This is a genomic window from Pseudomonas sp. VI4.1 (genome assembly GCF_002029345.1).
Lineage (GTDB): Bacteria > Pseudomonadota > Gammaproteobacteria > Pseudomonadales > Pseudomonadaceae > Aquipseudomonas.
In genome coordinates this window covers 52969-69995 of record NZ_MULM01000179.1, presented here as the reverse complement: position 1 = coordinate 69995, position 17027 = coordinate 52969, and the positions used below count along the sequence as shown (strand labels likewise).

Genomic DNA, 17027 nt, shown 5'->3' with positions numbered 1-17027 from the left:
GACGAGGTTGGGGCTTTTCCAGATCGCCGTGATTTCGTAAGCCACCCGCCTGTCGGCCAGCGGAAGCTTAATCTCATCGCCGACTCCTTTGTAGATCAGGATCTTTGCTACCGGGGCGAGGTAGGAGACGACTCGTGGAAGCAGACGACTCGTCAGCCGGCAGCGATAGCCTGGAACGAGTTTTCCAGGGACGGCCAGTTGCTGATAGCTAGCGAGATTAGAGTCGAAATCACGATGCTGAGAATGGCCCATCTCACTGTAGCCTTGACGCCTGACCTCCCTTCCTCCTGAACAGGGCGAATGATGTTTTTGTAGATGTGTTCGTATCCCTCCGATACCACGCTAATGCTGTCGAAGTGGCTCTGGATCTCGCGCAATGGGTTAGCCAAAGGTTTGAGAAGGTCGTTTGATGCGACATGTTTCTTAACCTCGTCAATCTGACGCTTCGTGTCGGCGATTCGACTGGTCAACGCACTAGGGCTGAAGGTAAGAATGTCGGTGATGCGCTTGTCCAAGGTAACGTATTCCGCCTCAAGCTTCTCAGCTAACCCGGCTACATACCGATGAGTGTCATCGTTGACGATGCACAGGATGATCGGCTTGAAGCCATCCTCGCCGATTTCGGAATAATCGATCACCCCAGCCTCGTCGAGCTTATGAAGCAGGTACTCCACTGCGTTCCAGTTCCAGACCAGGCTACTCAGGGTGGCCGTGACGTCTGGGTTGTCGAAGTCAACGCTTCCTTTGGCGTCTGCATGACGGATTAAGCAGAGCAGGACTCTGAGCTCCTGAGGAGGAGTGATTTGATCGTCAATCGTAGTTCTCATGCGAAACCGGTCTACTCAGCTGTCCAAAAAATAGTCATGGGCGCCCTGAATGCTGCGGCGAACGCCGATCAGGCTCGCGACAAACCCTGAGGTAGGCATGCCTATCTCTAACTAACGGGTCTGTCCTTGGGGCAAGCCGAGTGGTTGCTATGGCTATCGATACAGTGGCCAGGCGCTGTGCCGCATTTATCGCACACCCCAATAAAAACGCATAGATGGCTATGCGCTTTAGGTAGAGCGGCATCCGTGAGGACAGGGTTATCAGTTGGCGGGGCTGAGGTGCGACTAGACATAATTGTCTCCGACACCATCCTGCAACTTGTGGCCAAAAGCGCAAGCGGAGCGCGCCGGCCCACGATGGGCCAAAGGCTTGAGGATGGACGCCCGTAGGGCCGAAACCTAGCGCAGCCAGGGTTGGGTTCACGACAGCCGTACCCCGAAGGGGGTAAGCCCAAAGCGGATATGCCGTGAATCTCCATCGAACTACCAAGCAGTAAGGTCACCGAAGGCCTCGCAAAGTAGTCTTTGCATCAAGACCGAGGCTTGGCCTTGGAGAAAGTGCTCTTGGCTGCTGATATCGAAGCGCACTGGATTGATGTGAACGACAGTTGCCCCGTGACCCAAAGCGCGTAACGGGAGCTCAGCAGCCGGGTAAACAATCCCGGACGTACCAATCGAAAGGAACACATCGCAGTCTTCTGCAGCTGCAAGACCTGCAGTCCATGCGTCCTCAGGCAGCATCTCACCGAACCAAACAACGCCAGGTCGAACATACCCGTTGCAGACACAGCATCGCGGCGGCTCAATCCGACGTCCATCCTCCGGCAGCGCGTCAGACGTGAGAGGCAATGTGAACGCCAGCCCACAATCGATGCACCGAGGAGAGTGCAGGCTGCCATGCAAATGAATCACATCCTGACTACCGGCCCGCTCATGAAGATCATCAACGTTCTGGGTGATCATAGTCAGCTTAGGCACATGCTTGGAAAGCTCAGCGATGGCACGATGTGCCCCGTTTGGCTGCGCCTGGATGACCCTGTTCCTACGCCACTCGTACCATCCCCAACACAGGCTCGGGTCTGCACGAAAGGCTTCAGGAGTCGCAAGTTGTGCAGGATCGAAGCGCTCCCAGAGCCCCGTCAGCGCATCTCTGAACGTCGGGATGCCGCTCTCTGCTGAAGCACCCGCCCCAGTGAAGACAACGACATGCTGAGCCTTACGCAATCGCTCAGCGAGGGAACTGGTGATCACAAGCATTCCTTAGGGCAGGATCTCATTTGGGTGCCGGTGTTATGGTCGCTGGATTCTCATCCAGTTGGTCAGAATCTAATGGATCCTGGTTGTCGGTAGTCCGACTGCGTATGCCAATGAGGTGTTTGCTGAGTAGTGCCCCATCCTCTCGCTCATTTTGCGCATCAAGTCGGCATAGTCATCAGTGGTTCTACGGATGCCATGGGGCGTGAGTAGACTCACATCGATATTCGCTTTGCGAGCCCACGAGATACAGATCCTTCTTAGCGCGTCAGACGATAGTGGACGCCCAGGGGCATTGGCGGCACGGAAAATATACTCTCCGTCCGACAACTTCGAGGTCTTGATGTACTGCTCGAACACCGACCTGTGCCTATCGGGAATTGCATCGTTTACATTCTTGGTATCACGGCTCTTAACGCCATACACCGCAGCACCGTGCTTCATTCTCGCCGATAGGATCTCGCTTGCCCGCAGCGCACCCAGCATGCATGCGAACAGAGCCCGATCCCTCAAGCTGCCAGATTCAGCAAGGGTCTTTTCCACGGTCTGAATGTGTTCTTTGATCAATCCTTGCTGAGCCCCGCTAACCAGTTTAAATAAAAACGGGCTATGACCAGCATCGGGAGAAACCTGCACACGTTTGAAGGCTACAAGGTTTGTCAGAGGAAGATCGGTTACGAGCTGTTCCAGCTCCCGTTGATCTACAGACAGCAATGCTTCCGGCTGCAGGGTAGCTTTGATGGCTGAACTAATTGCCTGCTTGACGTCGGCTTCTGGCGGCACGGGCTCATCTGGTGGGCAGACCTTTGAGGCTTTGTCGAGATCGTGGAAATTCTGATAACCCAGTCCTTGCGCGAGCGCCTCTTGAGCATCTGCAAGCGAGATTGGGGTTGGGCCACTCCATTGCTTTTGCAACTGCTTGGCCAGGCTTTTGAAGCCATGATTACGGATCAGGTCTTTTGGATAGACTGGGACGCGCATAGCAATTCTCCGGTCGCCAGGGTGTCGGCTGCCCGCTGACTATCGTCGAAATGCGTGCGATAAGAGGTGTTGCAACCTGTGGCATTTGAGCCTTCACGAGCCGACCGTTTGATCCAGGAAGATCAGAGGCGGCGAAATTAGCATGCCAATCTGAAGCGTGTCTAGAAATAGGACTCAAGCTACGGGCGTGTGCCGGTCGAGTGGCGGACATGCGTATAAGCTCGACTTGGGGCATTATTGGGGCTGAATTTTCAACGTTTTTGGCTTGCATCTGATGTCGGCCAAATGAAGACTGAGGACAGGCGTGGCGAATTTCAAATCGACTGAGATGCGGTTCCTTGATTCGATCTTCGACATGGGCGGCGGATACGTTCTCGACTTCTCCAACCGCACGATGGATGAGTTTTTCATGGAGGAGCTTGAGATCGACATCTCCCACGAGATGTTTTCCAAGGATGGCACCTCAAAGGCCAGGCGACTCAGATATCTTCTTCAGAACGCAGATCACCCCACCGTAACCAGAGTGCTTGAGGCTCTCTGGAAGTACCGGCAAACCAGCCAGGAAGAGACAAAGTCGGAAGAGACAGTCGTGAACGCCGAGGGCCGATTTCTTTCCCTGCTGGAGTCAATAAGATCGCCAGGGCAGCATGCAGACGTTGTACGAAATCCTTTCGCTGCGGCAGCAGTCATTGATCAGGGCCAAGTCCTCGATGCTTTAAGGCAGCGGCTATACGATCTGCGCGATCTCCCTCCGCAGAAGCGTGGCTACGAGTTCGAAGGGTTTCTCAAAGAACTTTTCAATTCCTCCAAGCTCCAAGCGCGTTCGCCATTCAGTCTGGTTGGCGAGCAAATTGACGGTAGCTTCCAGCTCGGAAACGAAACCTACCTGATCGAGGCCAAGTGGGTCAGAGATCCAATTGGAGCAGCTGAACTGCATACGTTTCAAGGCAAGGTTGATCAAAAGGCTGCCTGGGCAGTGGTGTATTCATCAGTTACGGCGGGTTTACGCAAGAAGGCCTCCATGCTTTCGGGAGGGGGCGGAAAGTGATTTGTATGTCCGGGGAGGACATCTACAAGGCATTGGGGCTGCGTATACCCATCGCCGAGGTGATCGAGCGCAAGGTCAGAGCAGCAGCAGAGACAGGTGCCGCATTCGTTCCGTTCGGCGAACTGTTCCGACAGTGATTTGATGATGGTCGGTAACTGAGCAATGAAGCGCGGCAGCGATTACCTTTGGCATGCCTTCTCAAGCTCCGACATGCATGGCTTCCGGCCTGATGAACGCCCCGCATAATGTTCCCAAAACTGCACCTTAGGCTTGTTTTGCGGGCTTAATGTGCCGATTACGGCATCTTATAGAGACTGCCGAATGACTTCATTTGATGCTATAGATATAGGTAAGGGAGTATTTTCCCGTTGGCACGGTCATAGCTTGGGGTCAGAGTGGACTGAGAGTGGTGATGGGGCAGACTGGCCTGGACTTCAGCGGAAGGCGCTCTCTGCCGATACATGCGGTAAGCGGTTGCTGGTCGGCAGTCGAACAAATTTCTGGCGGCAAAATGCTTTTTGATCTAGTCTCCGCACGCAATTCGTCGGAACACTCGTGACCGTTACCTTGCTGAAAAGTGGGGTTGACTCGATGGCGCGCTCCCTGTAGTGGTGAGCTATCGTAATTTTGAAAGTCCTATTCAATAGGTTGATCGCCATGACCAATAATCAGTTGTACGCTCTCGTGCCTGCGCCACGCGTGTCTCCTGCAGACGCTGAGGTCGTAGCTCGTTGGTTTCAATCTGAGGATGCTGGTCGTCAGCTGGCGCAAGCCGCTGCGTTCGCTCGCGACGTAATCGAGCAATTCAACAGGGCTAGCGTTATTCCTCCTGAAGAGCTGTACCGCCCTATCACCTTGGCTTAATTCTGGCGGGTGGCGCTTGGCGTTTGCAGTTTATCCTTACACCATTGCGAGTCTGATCCAGTGCTTCGTCAACGGCTCCGCAGGTGCCTCGCACAGCCAGATCAGTAAGAAATTTCATCGAATCTACTTCGAAGAGTATTTCAAAGAGCTTCAGGCCAAGACGATAGTGGTCGAGACAGACTACATCGACAAGGACTACCTTGAAGACTACGCGGCCTACTATGATCGGTGCTTCCGGGATTACTCCCGACGAACCACTCGACTCCATTTCTTCGATGTAGGGTTCGACTCGGAAGAGTTTGACGCCTGTATCACTGGCCGGGATGGGATAGACGAGAGGGCGCTCGACGCCGGTTACCTGGGGTTTGTGGTGGTCAAGCCACTCCCTCAGTCGATCATTGGTCGTACATGCTTGCGCACCTACCCGTCTGATAGTGGCCGGCGCTATTTCCCAAGTCTTCGCACCTATGAGGTTCATCTTTTCGGGTTGAAACTTGAGGTTCAGAGCCTGGCCTATCAAGAGCAGGACACCGTGGTCGCAGCGTGTGCCACGAGTGCGTTGTGGTCTTGCTTCCAAGGCACGGGCAAACTTTTCCAGCACCAGATACCTCCTCCAGTCGTGATCACTGACTGGGCTGCTGAACACATGCCTGAGAACCTTGCGCTCGCGAGCGCTCGTGCTTTCCCGAACAATGGGCTGACGGCCAGTCAGATGGCCGCCGCAGTGCGGAGGCTCGAACTTGAGCCCATGGTGATCAGTACCACAGATCGCCACACGCTTAACGGAGTTGCTTACGCTTTCCTCAAAGGTAAAATTCCGTGTGTGCTCGCTTTCGCTCTGAAAAGATGGACGGGTGAACAATTCGAGTTCATGGGGCTTCATGCAGTAGCTATCACGGGCTTCTCACTATCGGATGCCCCACCTCTCCCTCAGCGCAGTACGGGCTTCCAGCTTCGAGCGGAGCGCATTGATAAGTTGTATGCCCATGATGACCAAGTGGGCCCCTTCGCTCGGATGACTTGGTGTGAGGCCAGCCTGAAAGGGCCTGTTCACCCAAGCGACATGACCACGCTGAAGACGTCTTGGCCGGGTGAAGTGTTTGCAGACATCCACAACCGCTTCGTCATGATTCCGCTGTACCACAAGATCCGTATCCCCTACGGCGAGATCCATGCCGCGATCTTGTCGCTAGACACCCTCATCGAAGGGTTCCGCGCAGGGAGGGAGGGCATCCCACGTGCGGAATGGGACATCTATCTGACCAACGCCAGTGATTACAAGGCCTCGGCTCGAGCTGAATACCCGACCTTGGGAATCCCACTAAACGACACGCTCTACGAGAGTTTGCCGCGATTCATGTGGCGGGTAACGGTGCGGACAGCTGACAGGATCGAAATGGATTTGCTGTTTGACGCCACAGGCATCGCTCAGCATGACCTGCTTGTTCACAGGGCCGGTTGCAACGGAATTTATTCACTTATCCTTGGGCACCTCAGCAATGTCTTCGAACAGCAGGCCTTCGATGTGCTCCCTCAAGTCGAAGCTGTTCTGAAAAGCTTCTCGGGTACGGTTCAGAAGCCCTAACGGGTTCGGTTCTGAATGCCTTAAAGGGCGTTTTTAGCGCATATGCTATAATCCGGACGCAATCCTCCCTTATCCTATTCACTGGAATCGACCATGTTTTTCAATCGGATTGGACATCGAAGCGATGCGAAGAAGGCTGAGGATGATGCCTTCATGCAGGCTATTAAGAATATCGACACCTTGGTGGTTAGAGATGGGCGTATGTCGATGGACACCACCGAAATCGAAGATTTGGTTCGCGCCTCCCGCGACGAAGCTAAAAAGCTGGTCACTCCGGACACCGAATCCGACTAAATGGCCCTCTTACTCCTCCTGCCGCTCTTAGTCAGTGGTTTTATGGTGTGCCTGAAAGATCCCACTATCTACTGCAGATTGCATCGCTGGGAAGGCCAGATGCTTTACCTGCAGGTGGGTCGCTATGGTATCTACTGCCTCCTCATGGCCATGGCCATCACTGCTGCACTCGCTGGGGTAATTTCCCACGACTGGGGCACTTTCTGCCCAAGCTGGGCGCAGAGTTCGACCCAAGGCACCGAGGTGGCCCAGGCTGTTTGCTATCCCGTCAACGCTGACTTCCTAGGGGCTCTGGGCAAATTTGCCGCGCATGTGGGTATTGCCGGGGCGCAGTTTAGCCAGACAGCAGCCTTCCTGGTGATAGCTGGCATATTGACCCTGCTTATGCCAACCGTGTGGTCGAGACTAACCGTGAGGTCGCTCAAGAAGGAGCTAAAGGCTAACGATAGGGACGAGATTGAGATGTACTTGCTTGCTCAGTCGGTGCGGCACAGCCCCATCTGCTCGGCGCTCGTGAAAGCATTTGCTTTCAAACGGCAGGTGATGATCACTATGGATGATCGGAAGGTCTATGTCGGCCACATCACCGACATTGGCGCCCCCACCGAGGTGACCGGTGTAGATCAGGAAATCTCACTCATCCCATCAGTCAGTGGCTACCGCGACAAGGACACGTTGAGGGTGGTGTACACCACGGATTATCCGAACGATACGCCCATCAGACCTGTCGGGTTCCGGCAAGGAAATATCGTTTCGATCAGTTTCTTCAGTGATGCTATTCGTGAGTCATTCAAGCGTGCTGACGCGGCGCGAGTGGCAGAAGAGGCGGCACCCAAGGTGCACCCTAAAAAAGAGTAACGCTGGATGGTCTGGCCAAGACGGCCAACCTAGTTCAGCCTATGAGGCTCTTTCGGATTGAAGCCGGGAGGTGATTCAGATCCGCCCGGTCTCAAGTCAGTCAGGTGGCCCTGGCATCTACGACTTTGCTAGGGTATAGCGTTTTGATTTGCCCCTGCCCCAATCGTCATTCCAGTGAGCCATTTGTGGTTTGTTGCGCTCGTACCATAAAACGCCTTCTGAGCGGCGTCGGGACGCGTTTTCATTTTCGCCGCCAGGCCAGGCGCTACGCTCAGCTACGAAGACCCATACACATGCGAGCCCATCCTTCTCAAGGTATGTCTGAAATAGCTGGTGATCTATGAAGGCATGGGAGCCACCGCCTGAACTTCTGCCGCAAATGAAGCGAGTTTCTCCGGTGTGATCCACATAGATATTCGCATCTTCAGGATCGGGCTTTAGGTTGAGCCGCTGGGCGAGCCAAGGTGCTGGAATTAAAGCTTGAGCGCCTTCCGGCATTGATACGTCCAGATGTGATTCCCAGTAGTGACGGAAGCAGGGGTAGGCAACTTCGACCTCACCCAAGTCGTGAAAATAGTAGGTTGACCACTGCTCTTGAGCCCATGTCGAGCGCCATGGCGCTTCTCTGAGATAACCATCGTTAGTGAAATCGCGGGCAGTCCATGAATCCACGTCCAACTTCTGGCTCGTCCGTATGTAGTCGAGAAGCTGCTGTTCGTCCTCTCTTTTCACAATTACTGGTAAAAGGCAGCGCCACTGTCTTTGTCTGAAGCCATGTTCCCGGCCTTCCTTCTCCTCATAAAGCTCAGTTACAGAGCGATGTTCGTGCAGGGCTACCCACTTTGCACCGGTCGAGTCGCGACGACGCAGCAGGCTCGTTATTGCAGTTGAAGGGTCATCTGCGAATGGCCATTTACCCACATCGTCTTCGGCAGTTTCTGGTATCGAAATCTCAAACTGCTCAATCGAGGGCTGTTGTTTTCGGGATCTACTACGCTCGTCAGCAAGCAGGATGGTCGGGTCGATTTCCCGATGAGTACCTATGTCTAGAGGGCTGGCATACCGAAGCGAACCCTGTTCAGTTCTTTCCGATAGCCACCTGTTGTCGGCAAGGCTGCAAAGAAGCTCATCGAGAGCCAGCCACTGGTATTTTTTGCCGATGCGCTCTACTAATGGCCGATCACGACTGTAGTCATGCCGGAGGCTTCGGTCATCTGGAAACAACTTTCTTGTCCAGCCAAAGCCATAGGCCCGCTTGGCGACCCAGCGCTTTGCCGCATTAATATCAATGAGAGGGCGCTGCTCACGGTTATTTCTCGAGGAGCCGAAGCGCTTTTTATACTCTTTTTTATATCTAACCCGCTCATCATGGCTTAAAACTTTCAGTAACAGATTTTCAGCCCTCGTGAAGTTTATTGAGCTCTCTTCAATTTCTTGCTCGGAACGATTGAGCCTAAGATCTCTGAAGGGATTAGGGCTAAAATCAAGCATCAATTTCAGGACGTCAGTCCTTAGGTCGCAGTGGTTAATGACCTCATCCTCGAACCGCTCATGTATCTCAGTAACGTTCAGGGGCTGAGGCGATCCCAGTGGTACGTTCAAGAATAAGCTGACTCTGGGTTGGATTTCATAGCTTGCGAAATCGCCCCCCCACCCAGCGCAGGAATCTAGGATCTGAGAGTCTCCAGCCCGCTTTGCAATTTTTTCGAGGGCTTCTTCGGACACGGAAAGTCTGATGGCATTGGACTTATACGGGGGCATTGCCTTCAAAATATCGACGTGATCCGGCAAGTGATCATTAAGCACCGCCAGCTCGATAATGCCCAGAGCACTGTCCCTGAGTATGATCGACAGCGGAACATCCTCTCTGTCAAAGACCTCTCTATTCGTGATCTCAGAATAGGTGCGTAGTCGGTGCTGCTCTGGATCGATGCAACATGCTCCAAAGGCAGCTGTGTGCAGGCGTTCAAGTACGTAGAGATCGTCCACGCCGGCGAAGTCTTTGCAGAGCATCCCATACAAGCAAGGATTCCAAATCATGAGCGACGTTAGCGCCTTGGTGGCTTTATCTCGCAGCTCCCGATTAGAACTTGCGAAGAACCAGGTTAGGGTTATCGCGCAGAGATGCTGAATCTCTGGATCAGTTTGCTCACTCTGCTCAAAGGCGCTCCACTCAATTAATCGGTGGCTGGTATTTTCCTCATCCATGGGCAGGCTATTCAGCTGAATAGTCCATGATGCGTCCCGTTTAGGCATACTCTGAGCGACTAGCCGTTTGTGCAGGGATTTCGCATTCCATGGGTGGCCAGCGCTGGCGCTAACTTGAAGGATGATGTCGAAATGTTCTTCGCTTTCCGATAGAAAAGAATTGAAGAGCTCAAGTGTACGGTTGCTGAAGGATTCGTTAGCTCGCCACCGTAAGCTCTCGATGAAAGCATTGCCTACAGAGTAGTCATTTGCCCAGTGATTTACGTCACCAGGCATGACGTCCAGTAGTTCTTTTTGGAAGCGCTCAGGAATTTGTACGGATAGTGCTTCCGTCAGTCCAGCCCATTTGCCATGAAGCCGTTTACAATTGTGAATGAATTGAAGAGAACCACTTTTCAACGCTTCTGCAGGGTCTTTAACTTCGTCCAAGAGCCCTGAAGCCATCAAGTAATCTTGCAGCCTTTGGAAGCTAAAGCGAACAATGTCTTCTGCCGAGTCAAATGGGTCAGCATCTCTACTCTTTGGGTCTGGATCCATCCTGAACAGCCCATTGCGCTGGAGTACCTCAAACCAAGTTGTCCCTGGTGGAGCTGGATAGGCGTGGAATTTTTCAGCAACGATTCGTATGGCGTCGGAGTGCTGAATATAGTCCCGCCTCTGCGCGGCCATCTCTGTAGCGATTAAAGAAAGTGCATGGTTGGTTGGTTTTACAAGGTCATCACTACCATCTCTTCCAGCCCCTAAGTTTCGAGCAATGCTTTTCAGGTAAAAGGAAAAAACCTGTTTTGTACCTGTCAGACCTCTGGGGAACCACTTTTGATTCTCCTTTTCCAGCGCAATGCAGGCACTTCTCAAAAATAACGGGTTGACGAATTCAGCAGCCAGCCAGGGAGTGTTAGGTTGTGAAATTCCTCGTTTGCCAAGGTATACACGTGCAGCGCGGGTTTGCTCTTCGTGAGTCTCGAATCCGCGAACTTGAAACGATGGAACTAGCTCGTCGACAGTGGCGGGTATGACGTATGGCTTATACTCAGTCCGGCAGCTGAAGACGACGAGCAGATTTTGATGCTTTTCGATTCTTCCGATAAACTCTGCAAGCTCTTTGCGCCACAGAGTTAACCCCGAGCCCTCATTTAATGCATCAATCAGAATCAAGCCGCGTTTGCCTGTAGCCTCTGCAGCAGCACTCAATGTCTGAAGAAAAACGTCAGGATCAATATCGCCAAGGCCCAGTCGGTTAGTTACTTGACTCCAGATACTATCGTTATTTAGGTGTTGGCCCAGTATCAGGATGGCGACTCTACCCTCCGATATAGCTTGCTGAGCAACGCTACCAAGTAAATGAGATTTTCCAGTGCCAGCTTTTCCGTAGAGAAAAAAGCTGCGGCTAGATTCAGCAGAGAAATATCTATCTTGGAGTGATGATCTGAATCTGTAGGATGCGTCGCTGAGTTCGCTTAGCTGTTGTTGAAGATAGTCTAGAGAATGATCGCTGGAGTTCTTTTCCTTGCGTTTCTCCTCCTTCGCTTTCCAAGCAATACTTTGGAGGGTATGGACATTATCGGAGATGTCTTCAATGTATCCAATACACTCCGTCAGTGGCCAAGTGAGCCAAGCGTCAGATGTAATTTTCCTACCAGATTCACCAAGCTTTTTTACCTGGGATGCAACGCTTTCCATCAGGGCGGTGCTGGCACTACCTAAGAGCTTTTTGGTATTGTTTATTTTGGCTAAAGTGCAGAGTTTGTCGATCCTGCTTTGGAGCTCGGAGATGATGCTCTGATCGTGTAAGATTACTTTGAATAACTTTTCAATTCCGACTTCAACATGATCTTCAGGATGATATCTTTCATCGAGCGATTTAACAGCCCATTCGACTTTTTCTGACAACCAGGTCGGTGAGAACTCAACGTCCCCAAACCAATATCTTTTTAAACCTTCGGCGTTTGATAGGGACAGTCGGTTAGTCAGGTCAGAAGCTGTCCAAGGAATGAATTCGACCGTATGGCCTAATGGAACATAAGATGTCCATGTTGCCTTATGAGCCTCCCAATGTTCCCAGCCTCTTTTACCGCCACCTTGTTTGCCGCTCCTATCAGTCAGGTCGCAGGCTAAGGCCACAACATATTTGGTTAATGATGGATGTGATTGCAGGGCGCGTTTAACGGAGTCGTCAATATTGGCCCAATCAATGTCGCCTGCTTTTAGATAGTATTTGGCTTGGTAACCGATCTCGCTTCCGTCACTAAGCAGCCAATACGCTTCGATACCCCCGTCACCCCCAGCCCCCTCTATTCGCCTAAATTCCGCGTCAGCGGCTGGTGATTCACGTCGAGCTAGCTGGCAAACGAGTTCTTCAAAGGCGAGGCGCTGTCCTGAATCCATGCCTCTGATGCGTCTGTAATCCATGAGGTGTCCGTTGCAAAACTGGTTGTCGTAATGGCAGATCGCCTGTGCCAAGTGTATACGTTACGGACGCGTTCGGAGTGACTTGCCCAGGGAGAGACGGTTTGGCCTACGTGAAGATCAGTGGAACTGGAGGTTTCGGAGGCCATCAGCAAGCGTTGGCATAGCGACACATTTTCCTGGGCGTCAACGTGGGTAAGGCCCGTAAAAGAACGCGCAATGAATGAAGGTAAGTGCTTGTTATTTCTGACGTAATGTGCAATTATAATCATGCACAACGAGATGATCTGAATATCGCTCAAGGTTACAATCGTAGTGTGCATCATAGGTGTCGCATGAAGCCACTGGGCACACCGTTCAACCTCACCGAAGGTGCCGCGCTGCTGAGCCTGATCGGTCGCCTGACCGGTTACACGCCGCGCTGGTTCACCTATTTCATCGGCGACGCCCACGTCTACGAAAACCACCTGGACATGCTGAATGAGCAGCTCAAGCGCGAGCCGTTCCCGATGCCGAAACTGGTGATCAGTGATCGTGTGCCGGAATTTGCCAAGACCGGTGTGTATCAGCCGCAATGGCTGGAATTGATCGAGCCGGGCGATTTCTCGCTGGAAGGCTACGAACACCACGCGCCGATGACGGCGCCGATGGCGGTCTAAGCAGGCACCGCTTCGCGGTGTTCGCTGGCAAGCCAGCTCCTACAGGTCACCGAACCATGTAGGAGCTGGCTTGCCAGCGAAGAGGGAGTGTCAGTCGACGGAAATTTTGTCTGACACTCCCTCTTCGCGAGCAAGCCCCACATTTTATCTGTGGCGTGTTTAGTGGCCGTGACTGCGGCCGACATGGGAATGCTCCGTCTCCGTCGCCACGACCCCGCCACTCACCTCCAACCGCTGCAATATCCCGCACTGATCAATATCCGGCCCCTCGCCGCAGCGTTGGCGCAGGTCGATCAACTGCGTTTGCAACGCCAGCAACCCATCGATCCGCGCCTTGACGTGATGGATGTGTTCATCGATCAGCGCATTCACGCTTTCGCATTGATCCTGCGGGCTGTCGCGCAAGGCCAGCAGGCTGCGAATTTCTTCCAGCGTCATGTCGAGGGTGCGGCAGTTGCGGATGAAAGTCAGGCGCTCGGCATGGGCCTGGGTGTAGACGCGGTAGTTGCCGTCGCTGCGGGCCGGTTCCGGCAGCAGGTTTTCCCGCTCGTAGTAGCGGATGGTCTCCACGGCGCAGTCGGTGAGTCTGGCCAGTTCTCCAATCTTCATCGCGACAATCTCCAAAAGGATGCTTGACCCTATAGTGGCTACAGGGTCTTTACTTGGCAACAGGCACCTTCATGGACGTGACCAATGAGCGATTCCCTGCATACCCACAAACCCGATGCCGCAGACGATTGCTGCAGCAGCAAACTCAAGCCCGTTCCTCAACATGTGCATGGCGCTCATGGTGATACCTGCTGTTCGTCTACAGCAGCGGCGCCTGCGCTGGTCCAGTTGAGCGAAGCGCCAAGTGCCGATGCGCGGGTGAACAGTTTCCGTATCGATGCAATGGACTGTCCGACCGAACAGACGCTGATCCAGAACAAACTGGGCAAGCTGGCGGGTGTGCAACAGCTTGAATTCAACCTGATCAACCGCGTGTTGGGGGTGACCCACAACCTGCCGAGCACCGCGCCGATCATCGACGCGATCAAGTCCCTTGGCATGCAGGCCGAGCCGCTGGAGCCGGGCGTTGAAGCGCCGGCGCCGGCTGCCGGGAAAAAGCCCTGGTGGCCGCTGGCGCTGTCCGGCGTCAGCGCGGTGGCTGCCGAGGTTATCCACTTCACCAGTGCCGCGCCCGATTGGGTCGTGGCGATCATCGCGCTGGTCTCGATCCTCAGTGGCGGCCTCGGTACCTATAAGAAGGGCTGGATTGCCCTGAAAAACCTCAACCTGAACATCAACGCGCTGATGAGCATCGCGGTGACAGGCGCAATCCTGATCGGTCAGTGGCCGGAAGCGGCGATGGTGATGTTCCTGTTCACCGTGGCCGAACTGATCGAAGCCAGGTCGCTGGACCGGGCACGCAATGCCATTGGCGGCCTGATGCAGATGACCCCGGAACAGGTCACGGTGCAGTTGGCCGACGGCAGCTGGGTTGCGCAGGACGTCAAAATCGTTGAGCTGGGGGCACGGGTACGCGTGCGGCCGGGTGAGCGGATTGGATTGGACGGTGAAGTCGTTGCAGGCACTTCCACCATCGATCAGGCACCGATCACCGGCGAAAGCCTGCCGATCGAGAAGGCTTTGGGCGATAAAGTCTTCGCCGGTACCATCAACCAGGCGGGGTCCCTGGAATACACCGTGACCGCCGCGGCCAACAACTCGACCCTGGCACGCATCATCCACGCCGTCGAGCAGGCCCAGGGCGCGCGGGCGCCCACCCAGCGTTTCGTGGACCGGTTCTCGAAAATCTACACACCGGCAGTGTTCGTCCTGGCCATCGCGGTGGCCGTGATTCCGCCGCTGTTCATGGAGGCGCTGTGGTTCGACTGGATCTACCGCGCGCTGGTGTTACTGGTGGTCGCCTGCCCCTGTGCACTGGTGATTTCCACGCCGGTGACCATCGTCAGCGGCCTGGCGGCGGCGGCGCGCAAAGGGATTCTGGTCAAGGGCGGCGTGTATCTGGAGGGCGGTTACAAACTTGATTATCTGGCCCTGGACAAGACCGGTACCCTGACTCACGGCAAACCGGTGCAGACCGATTATGTGTCCCTCGATCCGACGGCAGTTGAATCGGCCCCTGCCATTGCCGCGGCGCTGGCCGGCCGCTCGGATCACCCGGTGTCGGTGGCCATCGCCAATGCAGCTGTGGATAAACACGCTGCGACCTTGGTTGTGGATAACTTCGAGGCACTCGGCGGGCGGGGTGTGCGCGGCGAAATCAACGGCCAGACCTACCACCTGGGCAACCACCGCCTGGTGGAAGATCTGGGCCTGTGCTCGCCAGCGCTGGAAGAGCAGCTGTTCGCCCTGGAAAAACAGGGCAAGTCCGTGGTGCTGTTGCTCGACGCATCCGGCCCCCTGGCACTGTTCGCCGTGGCCGACACGGTGAAAGAGTCCAGTCGCGAGGCTATCCAGCAACTGCACGACCTGGGCATCAAAACCCTGATGCTCACCGGCGACAACGTGCACACCGCCCAGGCTATTGCAACGCAAGTCGGTATCGATCAGGCGCAAGGCGATCTGCTGCCGACCGACAAGCTGCAAGCCATCGAAGCACTTTATGCACAGGGCCACAGAGTCGGCATGGTCGGCGACGGCATCAATGACGCTCCGGCACTGGCCCGGGCCGAAATCGGGTTTGCCATGGCCGCCGCGGGGACCGATACCGCCATCGAAACCGCCGACGTCGCCCTGATGGACGATGATCTGCGCAAGATTCCAGCCTTCATTCGATTGTCGCGACAGACCTCCAGCATCCTGAAACAGAACATCGCGCTGGCGCTGGTGATCAAGGCGATCTTTCTTGGGGTAACCTTCGCCGGGATCGCCACCATGTGGATGGCGGTGTTTGCCGACATGGGCGTGAGCCTGTTGGTGGTGTTCAACGGTTTGCGCCTGTTGCGCAAATAAATAATGAGGGAAGGCAGTGCTGAGTGCCGAGCTGAAGGCGTTTTACATGGTTGCCCGCCTGGGCAGCATAACCCTGGCGGCGAAAAAGCTTGGCCTTAGCCAACCGACGGTGACGACCCAGATCCGCCACCTGGAAAGTCAGTACTCGGTAGAACTGTTCTACCGCGGCGGGCGCCGCCTCAGCGTCAGCGATGAAGGTGCGCGGCTGCTGCCGATGGTCAAGGCGCTGTTGCAGCAAGAAGCCGACATCGAGTTCTTCCTGCGCAACAGCGGCCAGGTGCAGGGCACGTTGCGCATCGCCGCCACGGCACCGTATTACATCCTCGATCTGGTGAAAACGTTCCGCGAGCGTCTGCCGCAGGTGGAAGTCTCGGTGGAAATCGGCAATTCCCAGCAGGTGCTCGAGGCGCTTGAAGATTATCGGGTGGATGTCGCGGCGTCATCGCAGTTGCTCGATGATGCGCGGCTGATTCGCCGGGTACTCGGTAGCGACCCGCTGGTATTGGCGGTGCATCGCCATCATCCGCTGGCGGTTCACGATCATGTGCCGCTGACGGCGTTGGCCGGGTATACCCTGTTGATGCGGGAATCAGGCTCGACCACCCGGCGATTGACCGAGGAGTTGCTGACCAGCGCCGGCGTTAGTTTCGGCCCGCTGCTGGAAATCGGCAGCCGTGAGTCGATTCGCGAGGCCGTGTTGCGCAACATCGGGATCAGCATCATTGCCCGGCAGGAAGTGCCCCATGATCCGCAGTTGCGGGTGTTGACCATCGAGAATGCGCCGCAGATTCCTGAGTATTTGTATTGCCTCAAGGAAAGGAAAGGTGCGCGGTTGCCGGCGGCGTTTTTGGGGTTGGCGCAGGAAATGGCGCCAGTCTGAAATCTTCAGTGCCTGCACTGGCCTCTTCGCTGGCAAGCCAGCTCCTACAGGTTATCGCGTCCCCCTGTAGGCGCTGGCTTGCCAGCGAAGGCGCCGGAACAGACACCACATGACCTGAGCCCTGAACCCAAATCCCCGAATACCACTATCAGCCATTTTTGCCTCACTGCCACATGACGTTCGCATTACATCCCTAGGATGGCCT

Annotated in this window: 13 protein-coding genes; 8 read left to right on the top strand and 5 right to left on the bottom strand. The window is 54.8% G+C overall.

Features of this window, described 5'->3' with window-relative positions; genetic code table 11:
• Positions 1–152 precede the first annotated feature (152 nt).
• The 3 genes from BZ163_RS27830 to BZ163_RS27820 all read right to left on the bottom strand — a co-directional run bounded on the left by BZ163_RS27830 (position 153) and on the right by BZ163_RS27820 (position 3062).
• Entirely contained in the window at positions 153–827 is a 675-nt protein-coding gene (locus BZ163_RS27830) for a hypothetical protein (protein ID WP_128873576.1), read from the bottom strand.
• A gap of 483 nt (positions 828–1310) precedes the next feature.
• Positions 1311–2078, bottom strand: a complete 768-nt coding sequence (locus tag BZ163_RS27825; RefSeq protein WP_128873575.1) for an NAD-dependent deacylase — start codon at positions 2076–2078, stop codon at positions 1311–1313.
• A 75-nt stretch (positions 2079–2153) separates the two neighbouring features.
• On the bottom strand, positions 2154–3062 hold the full coding sequence (locus BZ163_RS27820; protein ID WP_128873574.1) for a site-specific integrase: 909 nt from the start codon (positions 3060–3062) through the stop codon (positions 2154–2156).
• Positions 3063–3366: 304 nt separating this feature from the next.
• Between BZ163_RS27820 and BZ163_RS27815 the strand changes: the two genes are divergently transcribed.
• The 5 genes from BZ163_RS27815 to BZ163_RS27800 all read left to right on the top strand — a co-directional run bounded on the left by BZ163_RS27815 (position 3367) and on the right by BZ163_RS27800 (position 7711).
• A complete protein-coding gene (locus tag BZ163_RS27815) occupies positions 3367–4110 on the top strand; it encodes a restriction endonuclease (protein WP_256579155.1) in 744 nt (247 codons plus the stop codon).
• Between the two features lie 5 nt (positions 4111–4115).
• Complete coding sequence (locus BZ163_RS36065) at positions 4116–4247, top strand: hypothetical protein (RefSeq protein WP_256579154.1); 132 nt, start codon at positions 4116–4118, stop codon at positions 4245–4247.
• A 743-nt stretch (positions 4248–4990) separates the two neighbouring features.
• Complete coding sequence (locus tag BZ163_RS27810; protein WP_128873573.1) at positions 4991–6559, top strand: hypothetical protein; 1569 nt, start codon at positions 4991–4993, stop codon at positions 6557–6559.
• Positions 6560–6652: 93 nt separating this feature from the next.
• Complete coding sequence (locus tag BZ163_RS27805) at positions 6653–6853, top strand: hypothetical protein (RefSeq protein WP_128873572.1); 201 nt, start codon at positions 6653–6655, stop codon at positions 6851–6853.
• Entirely contained in the window at positions 6854–7711 is an 858-nt protein-coding gene (locus BZ163_RS27800; protein WP_128873571.1) for a hypothetical protein, read from the top strand.
• A 117-nt stretch (positions 7712–7828) separates the two neighbouring features.
• Here the strand turns inward: BZ163_RS27800 and BZ163_RS27795 are convergent, their stop codons facing one another.
• Positions 7829–12328, bottom strand: a complete 4500-nt coding sequence (locus BZ163_RS27795; protein WP_128873570.1) for an ATP-binding protein — start codon at positions 12326–12328, stop codon at positions 7829–7831.
• 251 nt (positions 12329–12579) lie between these two features.
• Here BZ163_RS27795 and BZ163_RS27790 point away from each other — a divergent pair, with 251 nt between their 5' ends.
• Positions 12580–12984: a thymidylate synthase gene (locus tag BZ163_RS27790; protein WP_256579153.1), complete on the top strand. Its 405-nt coding sequence runs from the start codon at positions 12580–12582 to the stop codon at positions 12982–12984.
• 159 nt (positions 12985–13143) lie between these two features.
• On the opposite strand, the gene cadR is transcribed toward BZ163_RS27790, so the two are convergent.
• Positions 13144–13593, bottom strand: coding sequence for a Cd(II)/Pb(II)-responsive transcriptional regulator (cadR, locus tag BZ163_RS27780; protein ID WP_128873569.1), 450 nt, complete (start codon positions 13591–13593; stop codon positions 13144–13146).
• An 84-nt stretch (positions 13594–13677) separates the two neighbouring features.
• Between cadR and BZ163_RS27775 the strand changes: the two genes are divergently transcribed.
• Together BZ163_RS27775 and BZ163_RS27770 are read left to right on the top strand one after the other, a co-directional pair.
• Positions 13678–15942 (top strand): heavy metal translocating P-type ATPase, encoded by a 2265-nt coding sequence (locus BZ163_RS27775; RefSeq protein WP_128873568.1) that lies wholly within the window; start codon positions 13678–13680, stop codon positions 15940–15942.
• A 16-nt stretch (positions 15943–15958) separates the two neighbouring features.
• Positions 15959–16822 carry a LysR family transcriptional regulator gene (locus tag BZ163_RS27770; RefSeq protein WP_128873567.1) on the top strand — a complete coding sequence of 288 codons (864 nt, stop codon included), beginning with the start codon at positions 15959–15961 and terminating at the stop codon, positions 16820–16822.
• The last annotated feature ends 205 nt before the right edge of the window (positions 16823–17027 follow it).

What these genes read in the sequence shown, in the direction of transcription:
- BZ163_RS27790 (WP_256579153.1), top strand. Translation starts at nt 12,580, where the DNA reads ATGTGCAATTATAATCATGCACAACGAGATGATCTGAATATCGCTCAA.
- BZ163_RS27800 (WP_128873571.1), top strand. Translation starts at nt 6,854, where the DNA reads ATGGCCCTCTTACTCCTCCTGCCGCTCTTAGTCAGTGGTTTTATGGTG.
- BZ163_RS27775 (WP_128873568.1), top strand. Translation starts at nt 13,678, where the DNA reads ATGAGCGATTCCCTGCATACCCACAAACCCGATGCCGCAGACGATTGC.
- BZ163_RS27830 (WP_128873576.1), bottom strand. Translation starts at nt 827, where the DNA reads ATGAGAACTACGATTGACGATCAAATCACTCCTCCTCAGGAGCTCAGA.
- BZ163_RS27805 (WP_128873572.1), top strand. Translation starts at nt 6,653, where the DNA reads ATGTTTTTCAATCGGATTGGACATCGAAGCGATGCGAAGAAGGCTGAG.
- BZ163_RS27795 (WP_128873570.1), bottom strand. Translation starts at nt 12,328, where the DNA reads ATGGATTACAGACGCATCAGAGGCATGGATTCAGGACAGCGCCTCGCC.
- BZ163_RS36065 (WP_256579154.1), top strand. Translation starts at nt 4,116, where the DNA reads ATGTCCGGGGAGGACATCTACAAGGCATTGGGGCTGCGTATACCCATC.
- BZ163_RS27820 (WP_128873574.1), bottom strand. Translation starts at nt 3,062, where the DNA reads ATGCGCGTCCCAGTCTATCCAAAAGACCTGATCCGTAATCATGGCTTC.
- cadR (WP_128873569.1), bottom strand. Translation starts at nt 13,593, where the DNA reads ATGAAGATTGGAGAACTGGCCAGACTCACCGACTGCGCCGTGGAGACC.